General features: G+C 67.8%; 22 protein-coding genes and 1 tRNA gene. 18 read left to right on the forward strand and 5 right to left on the reverse strand.

Annotated features, from left to right (window positions below; genetic code table 11):
• Window positions 1-103 precede the first annotated feature (103 nt).
• The 9 genes from hrcA to KHB019_RS01085 are packed head-to-tail and all read left to right on the forward strand — an operon-like array spanning window position 104 to window position 8,133.
• Entirely contained in the window at window positions 104-1,138 is a 1,035-nt protein-coding gene (gene hrcA / locus KHB019_RS01045) for a heat-inducible transcriptional repressor HrcA (RefSeq protein WP_230102899.1), read from the forward strand.
• Window positions 1,139-1,178: 40 nt separating this feature from the next.
• Window positions 1,179-2,294, forward strand: coding sequence for a molecular chaperone DnaJ (gene dnaJ, locus KHB019_RS01050; RefSeq protein ID WP_337457919.1), 1,116 nt, complete (start codon window positions 1,179-1,181; stop codon window positions 2,292-2,294).
• A 38-nt stretch (window positions 2,295-2,332) separates the two neighbouring features.
• Window positions 2,333-3,085: a 16S rRNA (uracil(1498)-N(3))-methyltransferase gene (locus KHB019_RS01055; RefSeq protein ID WP_337457920.1), complete on the forward strand. Its 753-nt coding sequence runs from the start codon at window positions 2,333-2,335 to the stop codon at window positions 3,083-3,085.
• Window positions 3,086-3,140: 55 nt separating this feature from the next.
• Window positions 3,141-3,488 carry an HIT domain-containing protein gene (locus KHB019_RS01060; RefSeq protein WP_230102896.1) on the forward strand — a complete coding sequence of 116 codons (348 nt, stop codon included), beginning with the start codon at window positions 3,141-3,143 and terminating at the stop codon, window positions 3,486-3,488.
• Window positions 3,445-4,569 (forward strand): PhoH family protein, encoded by a 1,125-nt coding sequence (locus KHB019_RS01065; protein WP_414684072.1) that lies wholly within the window; start codon window positions 3,445-3,447, stop codon window positions 4,567-4,569. Before KHB019_RS01060 ends, KHB019_RS01065 begins: the two co-directional genes overlap by 44 nt.
• Window positions 4,563-5,024 carry an rRNA maturation RNase YbeY gene (gene ybeY, locus KHB019_RS01070; protein ID WP_325472187.1) on the forward strand — a complete coding sequence of 154 codons (462 nt, stop codon included), beginning with the start codon at window positions 4,563-4,565 and terminating at the stop codon, window positions 5,022-5,024. Before KHB019_RS01065 ends, ybeY begins: the two co-directional genes overlap by 7 nt.
• Window positions 5,021-6,295 carry a hemolysin family protein gene (locus KHB019_RS01075; protein ID WP_230102895.1) on the forward strand — a complete coding sequence of 425 codons (1,275 nt, stop codon included), beginning with the start codon at window positions 5,021-5,023 and terminating at the stop codon, window positions 6,293-6,295. The genes ybeY and KHB019_RS01075 overlap by 4 nt, the downstream gene beginning before the upstream one ends.
• A complete protein-coding gene (gene era / locus KHB019_RS01080; RefSeq protein ID WP_230102894.1) occupies window positions 6,288-7,184 on the forward strand; it encodes a GTPase Era in 897 nt (298 codons plus the stop codon). The genes KHB019_RS01075 and era overlap by 8 nt, the downstream gene beginning before the upstream one ends.
• Window positions 7,185-7,197: 13 nt before the next feature.
• The gene (locus KHB019_RS01085) at window positions 7,198-8,133 is read left to right on the forward strand and encodes an NADP-dependent oxidoreductase (RefSeq protein ID WP_230102893.1); all 936 of its coding nucleotides are present in this window, start codon (window positions 7,198-7,200) and stop codon (window positions 8,131-8,133) included.
• 23 nt (window positions 8,134-8,156) lie between these two features.
• Here the strand turns inward: KHB019_RS01085 and KHB019_RS01090 are convergent, their stop codons facing one another.
• Entirely contained in the window at window positions 8,157-8,801 is a 645-nt protein-coding gene (locus KHB019_RS01090; protein WP_337457921.1) for a hypothetical protein, read from the reverse strand.
• Between the two features lie 202 nt (window positions 8,802-9,003).
• Here KHB019_RS01090 and leuA point away from each other — a divergent pair, with 202 nt between their 5' ends.
• From leuA to KHB019_RS01105, 3 genes are read left to right on the forward strand one after another with little or no spacing between them, the layout of a single operon-like run.
• Window positions 9,004-10,758, forward strand: a complete 1,755-nt coding sequence (leuA, locus tag KHB019_RS01095) for a 2-isopropylmalate synthase (RefSeq protein ID WP_337457922.1) — start codon at window positions 9,004-9,006, stop codon at window positions 10,756-10,758.
• Between the two features lie 36 nt (window positions 10,759-10,794).
• Window positions 10,795-11,538, forward strand: a complete 744-nt coding sequence (gene recO / locus KHB019_RS01100) for a DNA repair protein RecO (protein WP_325472142.1) — start codon at window positions 10,795-10,797, stop codon at window positions 11,536-11,538.
• Window positions 11,535-12,335: an isoprenyl transferase gene (locus tag KHB019_RS01105; protein ID WP_337457923.1), complete on the forward strand. Its 801-nt coding sequence runs from the start codon at window positions 11,535-11,537 to the stop codon at window positions 12,333-12,335. Before recO ends, KHB019_RS01105 begins: the two co-directional genes overlap by 4 nt.
• Here the strand turns inward: KHB019_RS01105 and KHB019_RS01110 are convergent.
• Window positions 12,278-12,886: an AAA family ATPase gene (locus tag KHB019_RS01110; RefSeq protein ID WP_337457924.1), complete on the reverse strand. Its 609-nt coding sequence runs from the start codon at window positions 12,884-12,886 to the stop codon at window positions 12,278-12,280. The genes KHB019_RS01105 and KHB019_RS01110 overlap by 58 nt on opposite strands.
• 53 nt (window positions 12,887-12,939) lie before the next feature.
• On the opposite strand from KHB019_RS01110, the gene KHB019_RS01115 reads away from it, so the two are divergent.
• Window positions 12,940-13,635 carry a DsbA family oxidoreductase gene (locus tag KHB019_RS01115; protein WP_230102887.1) on the forward strand — a complete coding sequence of 232 codons (696 nt, stop codon included), beginning with the start codon at window positions 12,940-12,942 and terminating at the stop codon, window positions 13,633-13,635.
• Between the two features lie 39 nt (window positions 13,636-13,674).
• Here the strand turns inward: KHB019_RS01115 and KHB019_RS01120 are convergent, their stop codons facing one another.
• Window positions 13,675-14,184, reverse strand: a complete 510-nt coding sequence (locus tag KHB019_RS01120) for a glutathione peroxidase (protein ID WP_230102886.1) — start codon at window positions 14,182-14,184, stop codon at window positions 13,675-13,677.
• Between the two features lie 62 nt (window positions 14,185-14,246).
• On the opposite strand from KHB019_RS01120, the gene dusB reads away from it, so the two are divergent.
• The 5 genes from dusB to KHB019_RS01145 all read left to right on the forward strand — a co-directional run bounded on the left by dusB (window position 14,247) and on the right by KHB019_RS01145 (window position 19,579).
• Window positions 14,247-15,401 carry a tRNA dihydrouridine synthase DusB gene (dusB, locus tag KHB019_RS01125; RefSeq protein WP_230102885.1) on the forward strand — a complete coding sequence of 385 codons (1,155 nt, stop codon included), beginning with the start codon at window positions 14,247-14,249 and terminating at the stop codon, window positions 15,399-15,401.
• On the forward strand, window positions 15,391-16,767 hold the full coding sequence (locus KHB019_RS01130) for a deoxyguanosinetriphosphate triphosphohydrolase (protein WP_230102884.1): 1,377 nt from the start codon (window positions 15,391-15,393) through the stop codon (window positions 16,765-16,767). Before dusB ends, KHB019_RS01130 begins: the two co-directional genes overlap by 11 nt.
• A complete protein-coding gene (gene dnaG / locus KHB019_RS01135) occupies window positions 16,767-18,617 on the forward strand; it encodes a DNA primase (protein ID WP_337457925.1) in 1,851 nt (616 codons plus the stop codon). The genes KHB019_RS01130 and dnaG overlap by 1 nt, the downstream gene beginning before the upstream one ends.
• Before the next feature lie 14 nt (window positions 18,618-18,631).
• Window positions 18,632-19,408, forward strand: a complete 777-nt coding sequence (locus KHB019_RS01140; protein ID WP_325472140.1) for an ATP-binding cassette domain-containing protein — start codon at window positions 18,632-18,634, stop codon at window positions 19,406-19,408.
• Window positions 19,409-19,503: 95 nt separating this feature from the next.
• Window positions 19,504-19,579 (forward strand) — tRNA-Asn (locus KHB019_RS01145).
• Between the two features lie 76 nt (window positions 19,580-19,655).
• Here KHB019_RS01145 and KHB019_RS01150 read toward each other — a convergent pair.
• The gene (locus tag KHB019_RS01150) at window positions 19,656-20,195 is read right to left on the reverse strand and encodes a septum formation family protein (protein ID WP_337457926.1); all 540 of its coding nucleotides are present in this window, start codon (window positions 20,193-20,195) and stop codon (window positions 19,656-19,658) included.
• Between the two features lie 58 nt (window positions 20,196-20,253).
• Window positions 20,254-20,820 (reverse strand): peptide deformylase, encoded by a 567-nt coding sequence (gene def, locus KHB019_RS01155; protein WP_337457927.1) that lies wholly within the window; start codon window positions 20,818-20,820, stop codon window positions 20,254-20,256.
• Window positions 20,821-20,877 lie beyond the last annotated feature (57 nt).

Consider the following 20,877-nt stretch of genomic DNA (forward strand, 5'->3'; position numbering starts at 1 on the left):
GATAGGGGGCTGGCGCGCCTCTGACGCGGGCTCGCAGACGTCCTTCATGCTGAGACGATAGAATTGGCACTCTGAGTATTCGAGTGCCAGAGAGGAGTGCGTGATGGTCAGCGAACGTGGGCTTCAAGTGCTCCGCGCGATCGTGCAGGACTACGTCGAGACGCACGAGCCCGTCGGCAGCAAGTCGATCGTCGACAGGCACTCCTTCGGCGTCTCGGCCGCGACGATCCGCAACGACATGGCGCTCCTCGAGGATGAGGAGCTCATCACCGCGCCGCACACGTCATCCGGTCGTGTGCCGACGGACAAGGGCTACCGCGTCTTCGTCAACCATCTCGCGCAGCTGCGGCCGCTCTCCGGCGCGCAGCGCAGCGCGATCGAGTCCTTCCTCGCCGATCCAGCCGATCTCGACGACCTTATGGTGCGAACCGTCCGGGTGCTCACACAGCTGACGGGGCAGGTCGCGCTGGCCCAGTACCCCTCGTTCGCGAGGGCGAACCTCACGCACATCGAGCTCGTCCAGCTCGCCCCGAACCGCGTTCTCGTCGTGCTCGTCACCGACGCCGGCGGAGTCTCCCAGCGGATCGCCGTCCTGCCCGTCGACATCGACGACACGGATGTCGCCCTGCTCCGAGCCCGGCTGTCGGCGCTTCTGACCGGACAGACGGTTCGCGAGGCGACCGATCGGGTGCAGGCGCTCCTCGACGGGCCGGATGGCACAGCCACAGACAAGGCGATCCGACAGCTCGCCGGCATCATCGGCGAGGAGCTCGCCGAGTTCCGGCAGGAGCGTCTGGTGATGGCGGGCGCTGCGACTCTCGCCCGCCGGGAGCAGGACTTCCGCGGCAGCATCCATCCTCTGCTCGAGGCGATCGAGGAACAGGTGACGCTGCTGCGTCTCATGAGCGAGATGGTGACGGACGAACACGGACTGGCGGCCAGCATCGGCGCCGAGAACGAGGCGTTCGGCCTGCCGGAGGCATCCATCGTCGCCAGCAACTACCTCGCGCCCGGCGGCACCGCACGCGTCGGCGTGATGGGGCCGACGCGCATGGACTACCCGAGCAATCTCGCGGCAGCGCGGGCGGTGGCCCGCTACCTGTCGCGACTGCTCGACGAAGACGAGGCGAGCCGCTGACCGGCTCCCGACAGAAGCACGCACACGCAGGAAGGTGATTGTGGCGGACCACTATGAGGTCCTCGGAGTGTCACGTGACGCATCGACGGACGAGATCAAGAAGGCGTACCGCAAGCTCGCACGCCAACTCCACCCCGACGTGAATCCGGGTGAGGACGCGGCCGAACGGTTCAAGCTCGTGACGCACGCCTATGACGTGCTCAGCGACGAGGACTCCCGTCGCCGTTACGACATGGGCGGTGGAGACGGCGCAGCGGGCGGCGACTTCGGAGGATTCGGTGGTTTCGGCGACATCTTCGAGACGTTCTTCGGTGCCGCTCAAGGCGGCGGACGCGGTGGTCGTCCGCGCTCGCGCAGGGAACGAGGACAGGACGCGCTGGTCCGCGTCACGCTGGACCTCGGCGACGTCGTCTTCGGAGCGCATCGCGACATCGAGGTCGACACCGCTGTGCTGTGTCAGACCTGTCAGGGATCGTGCACGCAGCCGGGCACTCAGCCGGTGACGTGCGACATCTGCGGCGGCACAGGGCACGTGCAGCGTCAGGTTCGCAGCCTTCTCGGCAACGTCGTGACCTCGCAGCCGTGCGGCAGCTGCCAGGGCTACGGCACGGTCATCCCGCACCCCTGCGGCACATGCAACGGCCAGGGCCGGGTGCGCTCGCGCCGCACCGTCTCGCTCGACATCCCCGCGGGCGTCGAGACCGGACTCCGTCTGCAGCTGCCCGGATCGGGCGAGGTCGGTCAGGCCGGCGGCCCGAACGGCGACCTCTACGTCGAGGTGACGGTCTCACCGCATGCGGCGTTCAGCCGTGACGGCGACGACCTGCTCGCGACGCTCGAGGTGTCGATGGCTGATGCGATCCTCGGCACCGAGACGGCGATCGACGGACTGGACGGCAAGGTCGATCTGGAGATCCGACCCGGCGTGCAGTCCGGGGACGTGCTGACGATCAAGGGCCGCGGCATCACGCCGCTGCGCGGGAATCAGCGCGGAGACCTGCGGGTCGGGGTGCAGGTCGTCACGCCGACGAAGCTCGATTCGGCGCAGCGCGCGCTCATCGAGGACTTCGCAAAGAAGCAGAAGGCGCCCGATCCGCAGCTCGCCCAGTTCCAGCAGGGACTGTTCTCGAAGCTGCGCGATCGCTTCAAGCACTGACCGTCTCGCACTGACCGTCCCGGCCGATCGGAGTTCCTGTGGCACTGCACTTCCTCGTCGAGAGCTGCTCTGACGCCGCGGTCGGCGACATCGTCGAACTCGTCGGCGCCGAGGCGAAGCACGCGGCGGTGGTGCGACGTGTGCGCGTGGGGGAGTCCGTCACGCTCGGCGACGGTCGCGGCGTCTGGCTCGAGGGCGAGGTGCGGGATGCATCCCCGTCCCGCGTCGAGGTCGCGATCACGTCGCGCTCCGCGGCGGATGAGCCGGCTGTTCGGCTCGTCCTCGTCCAGGCGCTCGCGAAAGGCGACCGCGACGAGCTCGCGGTGCAGGCGGCGTGCGAGCTCGGGGTCGACGAGATCGTGCCGTGGCAGGCGTCCAGGAGCGTGTCGCGCTGGGAGGGTCCCAAGGCAGTCAAAGGCCGGGAGCGCTGGGCGACGATCGTGCGGGAGGCGGCGAAGCAGGCGCACCGCACCTGGGTCCCTTCGGTCTCAGAGCCCGTTTCGACGGCGCAGCTGATCGCCCGTGCCGGCGACCAGCGGATGCTGGTGCTGGACCCCTCCGCGACGAATCGGCTGTCGGCGGTCACGGCCCAGGGCGATGCGGCACAGGACGATGCAGCACAGGACTTCCTGCTCATCGTGGGTCCGGAGGGCGGCATCAGTCCCGAGGAGCTCGTCAAGTTCGAGGAGGCGGGCGCCGAGCGGGTCCGGCTCGGCGACACCGTGCTGCGCACCTCGACTGCCGGTCCCGCAGCCATCGCCGTTCTCTCCGTGGCCCTCGGCCGCTGGTAGCGCGTTCGAGCGGATCCCCCGGCCGGGGCTGCACACGCTCGCCTAGAATGAGAGCATGACCGAACCCTCGATCTTCACTCGTATCCGCAACGGCGAGATCCCCGGTGAGATCGTGATCGACACCGGGACGGTCTTCGCGATCCGCGACATCGATCCGCAGGCTCCGCTGCACATGCTCGTCATCCCCAAGACCGAGCAGTACCGCGACGTCACGGAGCTCGCCGCCGGCGATCCTGGGCTGCTGGCCGAGATGGTGGCCGTCGCGAAGCAGATCGCCGATGAGCACGCGAACGGCGAGTATCGTCTGATCTTCAACAACGGACCCAGCGTCGCGCAGTCCGTCTTCCACGTGCACGCCCATGTGCTCGGCAATCTCGAGGAGAACAAGCTCGTTGGCTTCTGACGATTCGAACACCCCTTCCGCGACGGAGCGCATCTACGTCGACGGCATCGCCATGGTGCAGCTGCTCGGTCCGCAGGATCGACTGCTCCGCATGCTCGAGAAGCAGCATCCGGACGTGCAGGTCCTCGTGCGGGGGAACGAGATCACGCTGACCGGCGAGCCGGCGCTCGTCGCCGACGCGAAGGCGCTCGTCGACGAACTCATCACGATCACCCGCGAAGGCGCCGACCTCGTGCCCTCCGATGTCGAGACGTCGGCCCGGATGCTCCGTCACGAGGGCGGCCCCCGCCCGAGCGAGGTCCTCGGCGAGGCGATCCTGTCGACCCGTGGCAAGGTGATCCGCCCCAAGACCGCAGGCCAGAAGGAGTACGTCGACGCGATCGAGGAGAACACGATCGTCTTCGGCATCGGCCCCGCCGGCACCGGGAAGACGTACCTGGCTATGGCGAAGGCCGTCCAGGCGCTGCAGCGCAAAGAGGTCAACCGCATCATCCTCACGCGCCCCGCCGTCGAGGCCGGAGAACGACTGGGGTTCCTGCCGGGGACGCTCACGGACAAGATCGACCCGTATCTGCGACCGCTGTACGACGCGCTCAACGAGATGATGGACCCCGACATCGTCCCACGTCTGATGGCGACCGGCACCATCGAGGTCGCCCCGCTGGCCTACATGCGCGGGCGAACGCTGAACGACTCGTTCGTCGTGCTCGACGAGGCGCAGAACACCACGCCTGAGCAGATGAAGATGTTCCTGACACGTCTCGGCTTCGGCACGAAGATGGTCGTGACCGGCGACATCACGCAGGTCGATCTGCCGCAGGGCGCATCCGGCCTCCGGCTCGTGACTCGCGTGCTGAATGACATCGACGACATCCACTTCACGCGTCTCACCAGCGATGATGTCGTGCGCCACTCTCTCGTCGGCCGGATCGTCGACGCCTACAGCGAGTACGACGAGCAGCGCACCGCCGCACGCCACGAACGCGAGCAGGCGGCCGAGTTCGCGAATCGCGCCGAGCGGCGCGCAGGCCAGCGACCAGGTCCCCGCGATCGCATGCCCAGACGAGGACACTCATCATGATCGAGATCAACAACGAGTCCGCCATCGCCGTCGACGAGACGGTGCTCCAGCGTCTCACCGACTTCAACCTCGCTCAGCTGCACGTCAGTCCGGATGCCGAGGTCGCGATCGTCCTCGTCGACGAGGGCGCCATGGAGGCGCTGCACGTGCAGTGGATGGACGAACCGGGTCCGACGGACGTGCTCAGCTTCCCGATGGACGAGCTGCGTCCAGGCACCGAAGACCGCCCGACCGCTCCTGGACTGCTGGGCGACATCGTGCTGTGCCCGCAGGTGGCCGAGACGCAGGCGCAGGCCGCCGGACACTCGCTCATGGACGAGCTCATCCTTCTCACGACCCACGGGCTGCTGCACCTGCTCGGCTTCGATCACGCCGAACCCGAAGAGGAGCGTGAGATGTTCGGATTGCAGAAGGAGCTGATCGGCGGCTTCGCTCGCGCTGAACGCGACCGATGACCGAGATCCTCCTGCTGATCGTCGCCGTCCTGCTGGTGGCCTTCGGTGGCCTCATGGCTGCCATCGACGCCGCGTACAGCGTGACCTCGCGCGCCGACCTCGCCGACATGGCCCTCGACGGCCGCAACGCCACAGCACTCGGCCGCATCGCCGACGACCTGGACGCTCACGTCAACGCGGTGTCGTTCATCCGCGTCCTCGTCGAGGTGACGGCCGCCGTGCTCGTGACGGTCGCCTTCACGCTGCTGTTCGAGAACATCTGGTGGGCGATGCTCGCCGCGGCCGTCCTCATGACCGGCATCACGTTCGTGCTCGTCGGTGCCAGTCCGCGGGCATTCGGCCGACAGCGCTCCGAGAGCATGATCCGCGGCACGGCATCCGTCGTCCGCGGATTGCGGATCATCCTCGGCCCTCTCGCGCAGGGCCTCGTCGTGCTCGGAAACAAGGTCACCCCGGGAACGGGTCGCAGTTCGTTCACCAGCGAGGACCAGCTCCTCAGCATGGTGGACGAGGCGGCATCCAACGACCTGATCGAAGAGGACGACCGCGATCTCATCCACTCGGTGTTCGATTTCACCGACCAGTTCGTACGCGCCGTCATGGTGCCCCGCACGGAGATGGTGACGGTGGATGCCGAGGCCACGACGGATCAGGCGATGGCCCTCTTCCTGGGACGCGGCGTCTCACGCGTGCCCGTCGTCGACGACGAGGCGGATGACGTCGTCGGCGTGCTGTATCTGAAGGACCTCGTCCAGTTCGCGTACCGCGACGAGCTCGCGTGGCGGACGGCATCCATCCGTCCGATCGCGCGACCCGCCACGTTCGTCCCCGAATCGATGCGCGCCGAGACTCTGCTGCAGCAGATGAAGCGGGACGCCGTGCACGTCTGCCTCGTCATCGACGAGCACGGCGGGATCTCGGGTCTGGTGACGCTGGAGGATCTGATCGAGGAGCTCGTCGGAGAGATCTCGGACGAGTACGACCACGCCGCAGCCGAGGTCGTCGAACTGGGGGAGGGCCGCTATCGCGTCAGCGCCCGGCTGTCGCTCGACGACGTCGGCGACCTGTTCGGCATCGTGCTCGAGGATGAGGACGTCGACTCGATCGGCGGCCTCCTCGGCAAGGCCGTCGACCAGATCCCGCAGCCGGGCGTCACGGCGACGATCGACGGGCTCGTCCTCACCGGCGGGGCTTCCCGCGGTCGAGGCAGAGGAATCGCGACCGTGTTCGTCGAACGCGCGGCAGCACCAGAGGAGACCGAAGATGACTGAGACCTTCCGCAGCGGATTCGCGACGTTCGTCGGGCGCCCCAACGTCGGCAAGTCCACGCTGACGAACGCCCTCGTCGGCGAGAAGATCGCCATCACGAGCGAGAAGCCGCAGACGACCAGGCGTGCGATCCGCGGCATCCTGAATCGCCCAGCAGGGCAACTCGTCATCGTCGACACCCCCGGCATCCACAAGCCGCGCACACTGCTCGGCGAGCGCCTCAACGACCTCGTCGAGCAGGTGCTCGGCGACGTCGACGTGATCGGGTTCTGCGTCCCCGCGACCGAGAAGATCGGACCGGGCGACCGGCGCATCGCCGCGTCCCTGGACGGCTACGGGCGGGCGAAGAAGATCGCGATCGTCACGAAGACCGACATCGCCGAGCGCGACCAGATCACCGAGCGGCTGATCGAGGTCGATGCGCTGCGCGAGGACTGGGCCGCCGTCATCCCGCTGTCGGCGCTCACCCGCGAGCAGCTCGACGTCCTGACCGACGAGATGCTGACCCTCATGCCCGAGGGCCCTGCGCTGTATCCGGACGGCGTCGTCACCGACGAGTCGGTCGAGGATCGTATCGCCGAGATGATCCGCGAAGCAGCCCTCGACGGCGTGCGCGACGAGCTGCCGCACTCGATCGCCGTGGTCGTCGACGACGTGTCTGCGCGCGAGGACAGCGACCTCACCGATGTGCACGCGTCGATCGTCGTCGAACGCGACAGTCAGAAGGCGATCATCATCGGACGTAAGGGCTCCCGACTGGCCGACGTCGGAAAGCGGGCACGCGTCGGCATCGAGGAGCTGCTGGGAACCCGCGTCTTCCTCGGGCTGCACGTGAAGGTCGCGAAGGAATGGCAGCGCGATCCCAAGCAGCTCGGCCGTCTCGGGTTCTGAGCCGGAGCCGATCATGGCGAAGCACTGGATCGCGACGTCCTGGGGAAGCCCCGACGATTGGGAGTTCGTGGACTACGAGCCGGCGGCACCCGGGTCGGGTGAGATAACGATCCGGGTCCACGCAGCCGGTGTGAATCCAGCGGATGCGAAGCACGTCGCCGCCCCGCGCGGCGGAGTCGAGCTGCCTGTCCCGATCGGGTACGAGGTGTCCGGCATCGTCAGCGCGGTCGGACCGGATACGGAGATCGGCTCAGGAGCCGTTCGGGTCGGCGATGAGGTGCTGGCGTTCCGCATCCGTGGAGGTTATGCCGACGAGGTGACCATCCCGGCCGAGAAGGCGTTCCACAAGCCGGCCGGCCTGACGCATCCCGAGGCGGCCAACCTGCTGCTCGCCGGCACCACGGCCGCACAGATGCTGGCGGTCACCCGCGCCGCCCCCGGTGAGACGATCCTGCTCCACGGCGCCTCGGGTGCCGTTGGCGTCAGCGTCCTGCAGCAGGCGGCGCTGCGCGGTATCCGCGTCATCGGCACGGCGAGCGAGGCCCGATCGGGCGAGGTTCGTCGATACGGCGGCATCCCGGTCGTCTACGGCGACGGCCTGGTGGACCGGGTGCGCGCGCTCACGGACGAACCGATCGCCGCGGCACTCGACGCGGTCGGCACCGACGAGGCGGTGGACGTCTCGCTGGAGCTCGTGGACGACCGAACGCGCATCGTGACGATCGCCGCAGCAGGCAGGGCGCGAGCGGAAGGGTTCGAATGGATCGTCGGGTCGCAGCCGGAGAGCACGCGGTTCCGAGACGCGGCACGTGCGGGGCTCATCGACCTCGCTGCGCGCGGCCTGCTGGTCGTACCGTTGGCACGGACCTACCCCCTCGAACAGGCGCCTGAAGCCCTGGCGTTCCTCGCAACGGGGCATCCCGGCGGCAAGATCGCGCTCGTTCCCTGATCCGGCTCAGCGCCTGATCCGGCTCAGCCACTGATCTCGTGCAACGCGGAGCGGAAGACCACCACATCCGCCCCGTAGTCCTCAGCCGCAGCGGACTGCAGCGTGCCGTCATCCCAGACGACATCCACCCACAGCCGGCCATTCTCGGGGAACGAGCCCAGATACTGGCTGCCGTCGTCGCCGAGCACCGCGGGCAGACCGTCCTGGATGGCGATCAACTCGGATTCGGGGATCGCACCCGGCTCTCCGCCCACCGGATCGTCCGAAGCGATCGGGTCGTACAGCGCGAGGAGCAGCGGAGGCTGCGTCATCGTGAAGGTGCGGCCGTCGTAGGTGCCGGTGACGGCGTATGCGCCCCACCGGACGTCGCCGCTGCTCTCGCTGCCGTCGACGCCGTCCCAGGACCAGCCGACGATCGGCACACCGGAGCACTGCGGGGGATAGGACTCGGCCACAGCGCCCAGGCACAGCTCGATCGTTCCGGCGACGTCCATCACCGTCCCGGTGCCGCGCACCTCGCCCACTGGCGGCGCCGGCACGGCCGTCGCCAAGGCCGGCTCGGACGTGCTGTCGCTGGTCGGCGGCGCCGAGCCCGGCCCGCTCGCGCAGGCGCTCAGAGCGAGCAATCCGACAGGGGATGCGGCGGCCACGACAGCGTGAATGCGCATTCTGCTCATACTGAACAGTGTCCGTCGACGGCGAAGTGTCTCAACTCCGTGTGCGCGGTGCGATCCGATCCTGTTACGATCAGTCCATGCCATTCGGCGGACTGCTTCTTCTTAGCTGCCGCGACGAGTCCTCAAACTAGGGCCTTCCTCGTCGCGGCGCTTGTGCTGGCCCGTCCATCTTGACGAAGAGAAGAAGCCCATCATGCAGAACTCCCAGCGCCCGTCCGCAATGCCGATCCACAAGTACCGGCCGTTCCACGAGCAGATCACCGTCGACCTCCCCGACCGCACCTGGCCGGCAGGCCGCATCACCGAGGCGCCCCGCTGGTGCGCTGTCGACCTGCGCGACGGCAACCAGGCCCTCATCGACCCGATGTCCCCCGAGCGCAAGCGCGTCATGTTCGAGCTGCTCGTCAGCATGGGCTACAAGGAGATCGAGGTCGGTTTCCCGTCCGCCAGCCAGACCGACTTCGACTTCGTGCGCCAGCTGATCGAAGAGAACCTCATCCCGGACGACGTCACCATTCAGGTGCTGACGCAGGCGCGCGAGCACCTTATCGAGCGCACCTACGAAGCGATCGCGGGTGCCAAGCAGGCCATCGTGCACCTGTACAACTCGACCAGCATCCTGCAGCGCGATGTCGTGTTCCGCACCGACAAGCAGGGCATCATCGACATCGCGCTCGAGGGCGCTCGGCTGTGCAAGCAGTACGAGAAGACCGTCCCGGACACCGAGGTGTACTACGAGTACTCGCCCGAGTCCTACACCGGGACCGAGCTGGAGTTCGCGCTCGACATCTGCAACCAGGTGACCGAGGTGTTCCAGCCGACGCCCGACCGCAAGGTCATCATCAACCTGCCTGCGACGGTCGAGATGGCATCGCCGAACGTGTACGCCGACTCGATCGAGTGGATGAGCCGTCACCTGGCGCATCGCGAGAACATCATCCTGTCGCTGCACCCGCACAACGACCGCGGCACGGCCGTGGCCGCTGCGGAGCTCGGCTACCTGGCTGGGGCCGACCGCATCGAGGGATGCCTGTTCGGCAACGGCGAGCGCACCGGCAACGTCGACCTGGTCGCCCTGGGCATCAACATGTTCACCCAGGGCATCGACCCGCAGATCGACTTCAGCGACATCGATCAGGTCAAGCGCACGGTCGAGTACTGCAACCAGCTCCCCGTCCCTGAGCGCAGCCCGTGGGCCGGCGACCTGGTGTTCACCGCGTTCAGCGGATCGCATCAGGACGCCATCAAGAAGGGCTTCGAGGCCATGGATGCCCGCGCGGAGGCCGAGGGCAAGACCGTCGACGAGATCGAGTGGGCGGTTCCCTACCTGCCGGTCGACCCGAAGGACCTGGGCCGCTCGTACGAGGCCGTCATCCGCGTGAACTCGCAGTCGGGCAAGGGCGGTGTCGCGTACCTGCTGAAGACGGACCACGCGATCGACCTGCCCCGCAAGCTCCAGATCGAATTCTCGGGCGTCGTGCAGTCGAAGACCGACAGCGAAGGCGGAGAGGTCACGAGCGATCAGATCTGGTCGATCTTCCACGACGAGTACCTGCCTGCCGACGACGTCGACGCCAAGTGGGGACGGTTCGAGCTGCTGGCCACGCAGACGCGCAGCGACATGTCGGGCGAGGTCGTGCTCGATGCGGTGGTGCGCGACGGCGACTCGCGTCACGAGGTGACAGCTCAGGGCAACGGCCCGGTGGCGGCGTTCGTCGAGGTGCTGCGCAGCCAGGGCTTCGACATCACGGTGTACGACTACGTCGAGCACGCGCTCAGCGCGGGCGGCGACGCGCAGGCAGCGGCCTACGTCGAACTGCAGGTCGACGACCAGCGGCTGTGGGGCGTCGGCATCGACGGCGACATCTCGACCGCGAGTCTCAAGGCGATCGTGTCGGGCGTGAACCGCGCCATCCGCACCCGGGAGCAGCAGCTCGCGGCCGTGTGAGAGCCGGTTCGCCGCGGCGCGAGGGATAATCGAAGGGTGCCCACCTATCGAGACGAAGCGGTGATCCTGCGCACCCACAAGCTCGGTGAGGCGGATCGCATCGTGACCATGCTCTCGCGCCGCAACGGCAAGATCCGTGCGGTGGCGAAGGGGGTGCGGCGCACATCGTCGAAGTTCGGCTCCCGGCTCGAGCCGTTCATGGTGGCGGACGTGCAGTTGTACCAGGGGCGTTCGCTCGACATCGTTCAGCAGGCGGAATCGCTCGGCGCCTACGGCAGTGAGATCGCCGCTCACTACGACCGGTTCACGTCGGCGAGTGCCATGGTCGAGACGGCGGATCGCCTGAACGACGCCGAGGCGACGCCAGAGCAGTACCTGCTGCTCGTCGGCGGTCTGCGCGCGCTGTCGCGGGGCGAGCACGCTGCGCGCAGCATCCTGGATTCCTACCTGCTGCGGGTCATGGCGCTGTCGGGCTGGGCGCCGTCCCTCGACGACTGCGCTCGATGCGCGGCACCAGGGCCGCACAAGAACTTCGTCGTGCAGCTCGGCGGTCTCGTGTGCGTGAACTGCGCGCCTGCCGGCAGCCCCAGGGTGGCTGAGCCGACGCTCGATCTGCTGCGTTCGCTGATCCGCGGCGAATGGGATGCCGTGGATGCCGCCTCCGAGTCGGACACGGCGGCCGCGTCAGGACTCGTCTCGGCGTACACGCAGTTCCATCTGGAGCGCGGCATCCGATCCCTCGCACACGTCTCCGGCCCTGATCGAGAGGGAGTCCGTTGACCCCGAAGCCCTATACCCACAAGGATGCCGTCGCCTATCGTCCGCTGGACTGGACTGGCCTCTACCCGCCGACATTCCCCAAGGTGCCGGAGCATGTCGCGATCGTCATGGACGGCAACGGGCGCTGGGCGAACCGCCGAGGGCTCACGCGCATCCAGGGACACAAGGCGGGTGAGGAGGTGCTGCTCGACGTGGTCGCCGGCGCCATCCAAGCCGGCGTCAAGCATCTGTCTGTGTACGCGTTCTCGACCGAGAACTGGGCGCGCTCGCCCGAAGAGGTCCGCTTCCTCATGGGCTACAACCGCGACGTGCTGCATCGCCGCCGCGATCAGCTCAACGAGTGGGGGGTGCGCGTGCGGTGGGCCGGACGCAAGCCGCGACTGTGGGGCTCCGTCATCAAGGAGCTGCAGTACGCCGAGAAGCTCACCGCGGGCAACGACGTCCTGACGCTGACCATGTGCGTGAACTACGGCGGCCGGGTCGAGCTCGTCGATGCCGTGCGCTCCCTTGCCGGTGAGGTCGCCGCCGGGAGGCTGAAGCCCAACGCGATCAGCGAGAAGATGATCCGCCGGAACCTCTACGTGCCAGACATGCCAGACGTCGACCTGTTCCTGCGCTCGTCGGGGGAGCAGCGCACCTCGAACTTCCTGCTGTGGCAGTCCGCGTACGCCGAGATGGTGTTCCTCGACACCCTGTGGCCTGACTTCTCACGTGAGGAGCTCTGGCGCGCGATCGAGATCTATCTGTCGCGCGATCGCCGCTTCGGCGGCGCCGTGGATGCCCCGGACTCGTCCTGATTCTTCAACCAGCGCCTCGTCTCGCGCGGATGCCGCATCCGGACGATGGTGAGGTGCGGGAACTCGGCTTCGATCGTCGGCATCCGCTCGTCCCACTTGCGGCGCGTCTTCGTCTGCCACTGGAGGATGGTCTCCTCCTGATCCTTCGCGAACCATTTCCAGATCGGCTTCTCGACGTTGCCGTTGTACATCTCGGTGCGCAGGATGCTGCGGCTGAACGTGCGGCGCAGCAGTCGCGTCCGCACGACCGGCCACGGGTAGTCCAGCCAGATCGCGAGTTGCGCCCGCGGCGTCATGATCTCGTCGGTGCCCTTGCTGGTGTACTGCCATTCGGTGACCCAGCGGTCCGTGGCGGCGAAGGCGCGCACGTCGTCGAGGAACTCGGGGCGCGGCGTCCAGTTCGGGCCGTGGTGCAGGGCGTCGATCTCGTGATGGACGAGATCCCACTGCTCGGCGACGCGCCGCGCGAGGGTGGTCTTGCCCGAACCGGTGACCCCGGCGATCAGCACCCGCTGGGGCCGGAACGGCAGCGGATCGACGGCACTGAGCATCCGAAGATGCTATCAACGGAATACGTCGCACCCCGGCGAGCGTTGCACCCTGTGTGAGCGAACCTATTTCCATCGACATCTGGTCCGACATCGCCTGCCCGTGGTGCTACATCGGCAAGCGCAATCTTGAAGCCGGCCTCGCGGCCACAGCATCCGATGATGACGCCCCGAAGGTCAACATCACGTTCCACTCCTTCGAGCTCTCGCCCGATACTCCGGTCGACTTCCATGGTGATGAGGTCGACTTCCTCGCCGGGCACAAGGGCATGCCCCGCGAGCAGGTCACCGAGATGCTCGACAACGTCACGAACGTGGCGAAGAACGCAGGTCTCGAGTACCGCTTCGACCTGCTCCAGCACACCAACACGGTGAAGGCTCACGAGCTCCTCCACCACGCCAAGGCCGAAGGGCTGCAGCACGAGATGGAGGAGCGGCTGATGTCCGCCTATTTCACCGAGGGCAAGCACGTCGGCCGCGTCGACGACCTCGTCGAGCTCGCCGCCGAGGTCGGCCTGGATGCCGATGCCACCCGCGATGCGCTCAACGCGGAGAAGTACCTGCCAGACGTCCGCCAGGATCAGGCGCAGGCTCGCGCCTACGGCATCCAAGGTGTGCCGTTCTTCGTCGTCGACGGTCAGTACGGCATTTCCGGAGCCCAGCCGCCGGAGGCGTTCGCGAACGTGCTCCGCGACCTGTGGGCAAAGCGGGGCGAGTCCGAGTCGGCAGAAGCTGTGTCAGCGGAGGCGTAACTCCTGCCGCAGGGCCCGCGCGGCTGAAGCGCGGGAAACCTAGCGGACCAGGGCGCCCTCGATCGCCTCGACGATCTCGGGGGCGTCCGGCTTCTGCTTCGGGCGGAAGCGCTTGACCGAACCGTCGGGCAGCACGAGGAACTTCTCGAAGTTCCACTCCACACGACCGGCCTTGCCGTGCCCGTCAGTCGTCTGCTTGAGCTGCTTGTACAGTTCGACGGCGTTGCGGCCGTTCACGCGGACCTTGTCGTTGATCGGGAACGTCACGCCGTAGGTCGTGGAGCAGAACTCCTGGATCTGCTCCATCGATCCGGGCTCCTGACCCATGAACTGGTTGCACGGGAATCCGACGACGCTGAACCCGCGATCGCCGTACGTGCGCTGCAGTTGCTCGAGTTGCTCGTACTGGGGCGTGAGGCCGCACTTGGAGGCCACGTTGACCACGAGTACGACGTCCGCGCCGAGGTCATCCAGGGTCTTGTCAGATCCGTCAGCATCCGTGAAGGGGATCTGGCGTACGTTGCGCTCGGAAACAGGGGATTCGGTCATATCCACAGACTACGTCCGCCATGCGGCGCCGGGCGCCGTGAGGATGGGAGAATGGTATGGACATGACTATTGCCGCAGCCCCCGCCCGCGCCTTGCAGATCGGCCCGATCGAACTCGACGTGCCGGTCGTCCTCGCACCCATGGCGGGCATCACGAACACGGCGTTCCGTCGATTGTGCCGCGAATACGGCGCGGGTCTGTACGTCAGCGAGATGATCACCTCGCGCGCACTCGTCGAGCGCAACGAGACGACCATGCGCCTGATCCGCCACCACGAGTCAGAGACTCCTCGCTCGATCCAGCTCTACGGCGTCGACCCGAAGACCATCGCCGAGGCCGTCCGCATCATCGTCGCCGAAGACCACGCCGACCACATCGACCTGAATTTCGGCTGCCCCGTCCCCAAGGTCACCCGCAAGGGCGGGGGAGCAGCCCTGCCGTGGAAGACGAGCCTCTTCGCGGACATCGTCGACCAGGCGGTCAAGGCCGCGGGCCCTCTGCCGTTGACCGTGAAGATGCGCAAGGGCATCGACCCCGATCACCTCACCTTCCTCGACGCCGGTCGTGCCGCTGAAGATGCCGGCGCCGCCGCTGTCGCGCTGCACGCCAGAACCGCGAGCGAGTTCTACTCCGGCCACGCCGACTGGAACGCCATCGGCGAGCTCAAGCAGGCCGTCACCAGCATCCCCGTGCTCGGCAACGGCGACATCTGGTCGGCCGACGACGCGGTGCGGATGATGGACGAGACCGACTGCGACGGCGTCGTCGTCGGCCGTGGATGCCTCGGCCGCCCCTGGCTCTTCGGCGACCTGGCTACGGCCTTCGGCGCCGAGGCCCGCCCCGTCGACGCGACCCTGGGGTTCGTCGCCGATGCGTTCCGCCGGCACGCTGAGCTGCTCGTCGACTTCTTCGACGACGAAGACCACGGATGCCGCGACATCCGCAAGCACGTCGCCTGGTACTTCAAGGGCTACCCGGTCGGCAGCGACATCCGCACCGGGCTCGCGACGGCGCAGAGCCTCGCGCACATCGATGAGCTGCTCGGTCAGCTCGACCGCGATGCGCCCTACCCCGGCGCTGACGCCGAGGGTCAGCGCGGCCGCGCCGGCAGACCGAAGCGTCCTTCGCTGCCGGACAAGTGGCTGGAATCGCGTGACGTGGCCGCGGACATCGGGGAGATGCTGCGAGGAGCGGAGATCGAGAACAGTGGCGGCTGACGTGCGCGCGGACGGCTACGAGCCCCGCGACGCCGACCGATACTTCACCCAGACCCACCGTTCCGAACGCGACGACTTCGCGCGCGACCGCGCCAGAGTGCTGCATTCGGCTGCGCTGCGTCGCCTCGCGGCGAAGACCCAGGTGCTCAGCCCCGCCAGCACTGCGGACTTCGCCCGCAACCGCCTGACGCACTCGCTCGAGGTCGCCCAGGTCGGGCGTGAGCTCGCGGTCGCGCTCGGCGTCTCCGCCGACGTCGTGGACACGGCGTGCCTCAGCCACGATCTCGGCCACCCGCCGTTCGGCCATAACGGCGAACGTGCCCTGAACGAGTGGGCCGAGCCGATCGGGGGGTTCGAGGGCAACGCGCAGTCGCTGCGCATCCTCACGCGTCTCGAGGCGAAGGTCCTCGACGACGACGGTCACTCCGTCGGACTCAACCTCACGCGCGCCAGCCTCGATGCCACGTGCAAGTATCCGTGGACGGTCGACAGCCCGGTGCCAGACCCAGGTGGCCGCCTGAAGTTCGGCGTCTACCCGGAGGACGAAGCGGTGTTCCGCTGGATGCGCGAAGGAGCCCCTGGCCGCCTGCGCTGCATCGAGGCGGAGATCATGGATCTCTCGGATGACATCGGCTACTCGGTGCACGACTTCGAGGACGCCATCGTCAACGGCTACCTCGACGTCGCCCAGCTGTCCGATCCGGCAGAGCATCATGCGCTGGTGAATCGCATCCAGCAGTGGGTCGGCTACGACTTCACCCGCGAAGAGCTGGCCGACGCGCTGTACCGCCTGACCCGCCAGCCGATGTGGCTGAAGTCGTTCGATCGCTCGCGGCAGGATCTCGCGCGCCTGAAGAACCTCACGAGCGACCTCATCGGGCGCTTCGCCCGCGCCGCCGTCACCGCGACTCGCGATGCGTACAGCGGTCCGTCCCTCGCGCGTTACAACGCGCACGTGGTCGTGCCCCGCGTCGTCGAGGCCGAGATCGCCGTGCTCAAGGGCATCATGGGGCAGGCGATCGTCACGATCGAGGCCCGCAAGGGCGTGTACAAGGAGCAGCGCAGGGTGCTCACTCGACTCGCCGAAGCCCTGTGGTCGACGGATGCTCTGTGGAACGCCGGCGCGGACGTCCTCGAGCCCGCCTTCGCCGCCGATTTCGTCGCTGCGGAGTCGGATGCCGAGCGCGCCAGAGTCGTCGTCGATCAGATCGCGAGCCTCACCGACCAGACGGCCCTGGACTGGCACAGCCGACTCGTCGGCGACATCGACCCGGCAGAAGTGGGCATCTGGACGCCGCGCACCGCGCGCACCGGTGCCAGACCGCACCCGCACGCGTCTGTGCGGCTGACCGAAGGCGCGCACTGATGCCCCGCATCCGCCAGGCCGACGTCGACGAGGTCAAATCCCGCACCAACATCGCGGACATCGTGGGCGAACGCGTCGCGTTGAAGTCCGCAGGCGTCGGATCGATGAAGGGGCTGTGCCCGTTCCACGACGAGAAGAGCCCGAGCTTCCACGTCCGACCGCAGGTCGGTTACTACCACTGCTTCGGCTGCGGTGAATCCGGCGACGTCTACTCGTTCCTGCGCGCGATGGACCACGTGAGCTTCACAGAGGCCGTCGAGCGCCTCGCCGGTCGCCTGGGCTACGCGCTGCACTACGAAGACGGGGGAGCCGCGCCCGAGACCAGTGGCCGCAGCCGCCTGTACGCCGCGAACACGGCCGCCGCCGAGTTCTTCCGCGGTCAGCTCCTCAGCGGCGAGGCGGAGACGGGGCGCCGGTTCCTCGGCGAACGCGGTTTCGATGCTGGGGCGGCGGCGCACTTCGGCGTCGGCTACGCTCCGCGCGGCTGGGACGCGATGATGAAGGCGCTCACCGCGCAGGGCTTCACCCGTGATGAGCTTCTCGCCGCCGGACTCGTGTCGCAGGGGCAGCGCGGCGTCTACGATCGGTTCCGCGGTCGCCTGGTGTGGCCGATCCGCGACGTCACAGGACAGACCATCGGGTTCGGCGCCCGCAAGCTGTACGACGACGATCAGGGGCCGAAGTACCTGAACACCCCTGAGACGATCATCTACAAGAAGGCCCAGGTTCTCTACGGCCTCGATCTCGCCAAGCGCGACATCTCACGCGGCGACCCTCGCCGCGTCGTCGTGGTCGAGGGATACACAGACGTCATGGCCTGCCACCTTGCCGGCGTCACCACGGCCATCGCGACCTGCGGCACGGCGTTCGGATCCGAGCACATCAAGGTGCTGCGCCGGGTGATGGGCGACGACTCGAGCTCCGGCGAGGTCGTCTTCACCTTCGACGGTGACGAAGCCGGTCAGAAGGCGGCCCTCCGCGCGTTCAGTGAGGACGACCGGTTCAACGCTCAGACCTTCGTGGCCGTCGCCCCTGATGGTCTCGACCCGTGCGACCTGCGTCTTCAGCGAGGAGATGCCGCAGTGCGCGGCCTCATGGGCGCAAAGGTGCCGATGTTCGAGTTCGCCATCGATCGCAAGCTCGCCGCTTTCGACCTCGCAACCGTCGAGGGACAGGTCGGCGCGCTGCGCGCAGCCGCCCCGATCGTCGCCGAGATCCGCGATCGGCTGCTTCGCCCAGGGTACGAGCGCGTACTCGCCCGTCGTCTGGGCATGGATCCGACCGAGGTGCACGCCGAGGTCGAGCGCGCGGCCAGAGGTGCGAGCACCGCGAAGCCGAGGCAGGATGCGGCACCGCAGCAGCCGGAGAGATCAGCCGTGCCCGCTGTGACACTCGCCAGCCTCCCGAGGACCGCCGACGTCGCCGCCGAGCGCGGCATCATCATGGGAGCGCTGCAGTACGGTCACCAAGTCGACCAGGCGATGCTGTCGCGTGCGCTGGGAGCGCCCTTCCGGCATCCGGCGCTCGAGGCGATCCGCGAGACGATCGCCGCCGTCCCCGACCGCACACGTGTCGGGTGGGCGATGGATGCCGTAAACGCCGTCCGAGAGCCGTACCGATCGCTGGCGGGGGAGCTGCTCATGAGCCCGTTCCCCGCCAAGGACGAGGCGGGAGCCGTCGCTTCGACGGCTGATCTCTCCCGGCGCATGATCGTCCGAGGACTCGAACGCGAGAAGCAGGAGCTCCTCGGCGCGATCCAGCGCGTCCCTGCCGACTCCGACGGCGGGCGCGCCCTGCGGGTCCGACTGCGCGACATCGACGCCGAGCGTCAGCGCTTCGCCGAGTCGTAGGAGAGGATGGGGGAATGTCTCGCAGACACGACTCCGCCTTCCTCATCGACTGCTCCGATCTCGTGATCGATCGAATCGGACACAGCGCCCCCACGCGCGCGGTCGACGGCGTGACGTTCGCGCTGCCGTCAGGGGAGCTGATCTGCGTCGCCGGCCCGACGGGTTCGGGCAAGTCGACTCTGGTGGCTGCGCTCGCGGGCTCCACTGATCCGTCGGTGCGGATCGTCGGCGGCACGGCCGAGGTATGCGGCGTGAATGTGCGCAAGCCCGGTCGGCGCCATCGCGAGCTGACCTACCTGACCGGGTACATCCCACAGGGTGCCGGGGCGAACCTGCCGCCGACGCTCACCGTCAGCGACGTGATCGCCGAGCCCATCCTGATCCGTGAGAAGCGGGTCAACAGCAGGGCGCTCTCCATCCGCATCGCGACGCTGCTCGACGAGCTGCATCTGCCGCTCGGCGCTGCCGCGAAGTTCCCCTACGAGCTGAGCGCGGGCATGCGCCAGCGCGTCGCGATCGCCAGGGCGTTCGTGCTCGAGCCGAAGGTGCTGATCGCGGACGAGCCGCTCGCCAACCTCGACCTCGAGGTGCGACCGGTGGTGTTCGACGCGATCACCCGTCGTCGCAAGGAGCAGGGGATGGGCGCGCTGCTCGTGACAAACGACGCGGCGTTCATCCGCGAGCTCAACGCCGAGACGCTCATGCTCAAGGGCGGTCACGTCGTCGCGCGAGGCGTCGGCAAGGATCTTCTCTGGGTGCCGAACGCGGAAGCGGAATCGCGCGGACGCTGACCCGCGGATGACACGCCCGGCGGGGACGCCCGATGTCACGTGCACCGTTCGGAGTTTGCTAAGCTAGTGGGGTTGCGCCGCACAGCGGGGCACATTCCTCGGTAGCTCAATTGGCAGAGCAGCCGGCTGTTAACCGGCAGGTTCTTGGTTCGAGTCCAAGCCGGGGAGCCAATGCAGAAGGCCCCGTCATCGTGACGGGGCCTTCTGCGTGCTCTGCGACCGCTCCCTCGGCCGCAGAGCACGTGTCTCAGAGACCGGTGCCCTCGAGCGAGCCGGTGACCTCGAGCTGCGTCTGGCCGCTCGTGTCCGCGGGGTCGGGCTGGTAGATGACGCACTGCACGAGGCGATCGTTCGCCTGCGTCCACGTGGCCTCGGTCGGGGTGATCCACCAGAAGTCGAGGGCCGAATCCGCCCACTCTGTTCCCACGAACTCGCCGAAGGCGGGGATGCACTGGGCCTCGACCTCGGCCTGGATCTCGTCGTCGCTGGGGAGGTCGCCGTCCGCGAGCTCGAACTCGTAGAACACCTCATCGGTGTGCGGCTCGGAGCAGGGGACGACGTCTGCGTCCGTGATCTCGCCGCTCGAGTCGGAAGCGGGCATGCAGTCACCGACCTTCAGCGAGAAGATGTCGATGTTCGCGCCCTCGGTGACGTTGCCGTCATCGTCGCGCTGCGCGTCGTTGCCGCCGCCCAGGATGCCGCTGAGAGCGCTGCAGCCGGTGAGCGCCAGGCTCAGCGCCAAGGCAGAGCCTGCGAGCGCCAGTGTGCGCTTCGTGCCCATCTTCATGTTGGTGTTCCCCTCCGGAAGGTGTGAAAGGCGAACCTGTGAATCGCCCGTGCACAGCCTATCCCTCGAGGTCGTCCACCCCAGGCACCCAACTGGCCCCCGGGCGTCCCCAGCCGCGCTTGCGTGCGATCTTCTGCACGGTCTTCCAGTCGCCGTCGTCGAGCCGGTCGATGTAGAGGATCCCGTCGAGGTGGTCGAACTCGTGCTGCATGATCCGCGCGCGCCACCCGTCGACCTCGATGCGCACGTCGGCGCCGTCCAGGTCGACTCCGGTCACGAGTGCCCGCTCGGCCCTGCGCAGGGCGAAACGCTCGCCGGGGAAGGACAGGCACCCCTCGGACTCCTCGTCGGGGTCGGGCGAGCCCGGTTCGGGCGGCGACATCCACAGCACGGGGTTGATGATCACACCGCGCCACGGGTTGTCGTCGTCATCGACGTACGAGTAGGTGTAGATGCGCAGCGGCTCACCGACCTGCGGGGCGGCGAGGCCCACACCGGGGGCGGCATCCATCGTCTCGAACATGTCGGCGACGAGCGTCCGGATCTCGTCCGTGATCTCTTCGACAGGGGAGGCGGGGGAGTGCAGGACGGGATCGCCCATGATGCGAATCGGAAGAACAGCCACGCCACAACCCTACTGGCCGTGCGGTGGCGGGTAAGGTTCTACTGTGAGCGCGGGGGT

The organism is Microbacterium sp. KHB019, assembly GCF_037285405.1.
GTDB lineage: Bacteria > Actinomycetota > Actinomycetes > Actinomycetales > Microbacteriaceae > Microbacterium.

Coding starts and splice junctions, on each gene's coding strand:
- dnaG (WP_337457925.1), top strand. CDS start 16,767: ATGCCCCGCATCCGCCAGGCCGACGTCGACGAGGTCAAATCCCGCACC.
- KHB019_RS01090 (WP_337457921.1), bottom strand. CDS start 8,801: ATGCGCATTCACGCTGTCGTGGCCGCCGCATCCCCTGTCGGATTGCTC.
- KHB019_RS01060 (WP_230102896.1), top strand. CDS start 3,141: ATGACCGAACCCTCGATCTTCACTCGTATCCGCAACGGCGAGATCCCC.
- KHB019_RS01110 (WP_337457924.1), bottom strand. CDS start 12,886: ATGCTCAGTGCCGTCGATCCGCTGCCGTTCCGGCCCCAGCGGGTGCTG.
- dusB (WP_230102885.1), top strand. CDS start 14,247: ATGACTATTGCCGCAGCCCCCGCCCGCGCCTTGCAGATCGGCCCGATC.
- leuA (WP_337457922.1), top strand. CDS start 9,004: ATGCAGAACTCCCAGCGCCCGTCCGCAATGCCGATCCACAAGTACCGG.
- KHB019_RS01140 (WP_325472140.1), top strand. CDS start 18,632: ATGTCTCGCAGACACGACTCCGCCTTCCTCATCGACTGCTCCGATCTC.
- KHB019_RS01065 (WP_414684072.1), top strand. CDS start 3,445: ATGTGCTCGGCAATCTCGAGGAGAACAAGCTCGTTGGCTTCTGACGAT.
- KHB019_RS01075 (WP_230102895.1), top strand. CDS start 5,021: ATGACCGAGATCCTCCTGCTGATCGTCGCCGTCCTGCTGGTGGCCTTC.
- hrcA (WP_230102899.1), top strand. CDS start 104: ATGGTCAGCGAACGTGGGCTTCAAGTGCTCCGCGCGATCGTGCAGGAC.
- era (WP_230102894.1), top strand. CDS start 6,288: ATGACTGAGACCTTCCGCAGCGGATTCGCGACGTTCGTCGGGCGCCCC.
- KHB019_RS01150 (WP_337457926.1), bottom strand. CDS start 20,195: ATGAAGATGGGCACGAAGCGCACACTGGCGCTCGCAGGCTCTGCCTTG.
- KHB019_RS01085 (WP_230102893.1), top strand. CDS start 7,198: ATGGCGAAGCACTGGATCGCGACGTCCTGGGGAAGCCCCGACGATTGG.
- KHB019_RS01120 (WP_230102886.1), bottom strand. CDS start 14,184: ATGACCGAATCCCCTGTTTCCGAGCGCAACGTACGCCAGATCCCCTTC.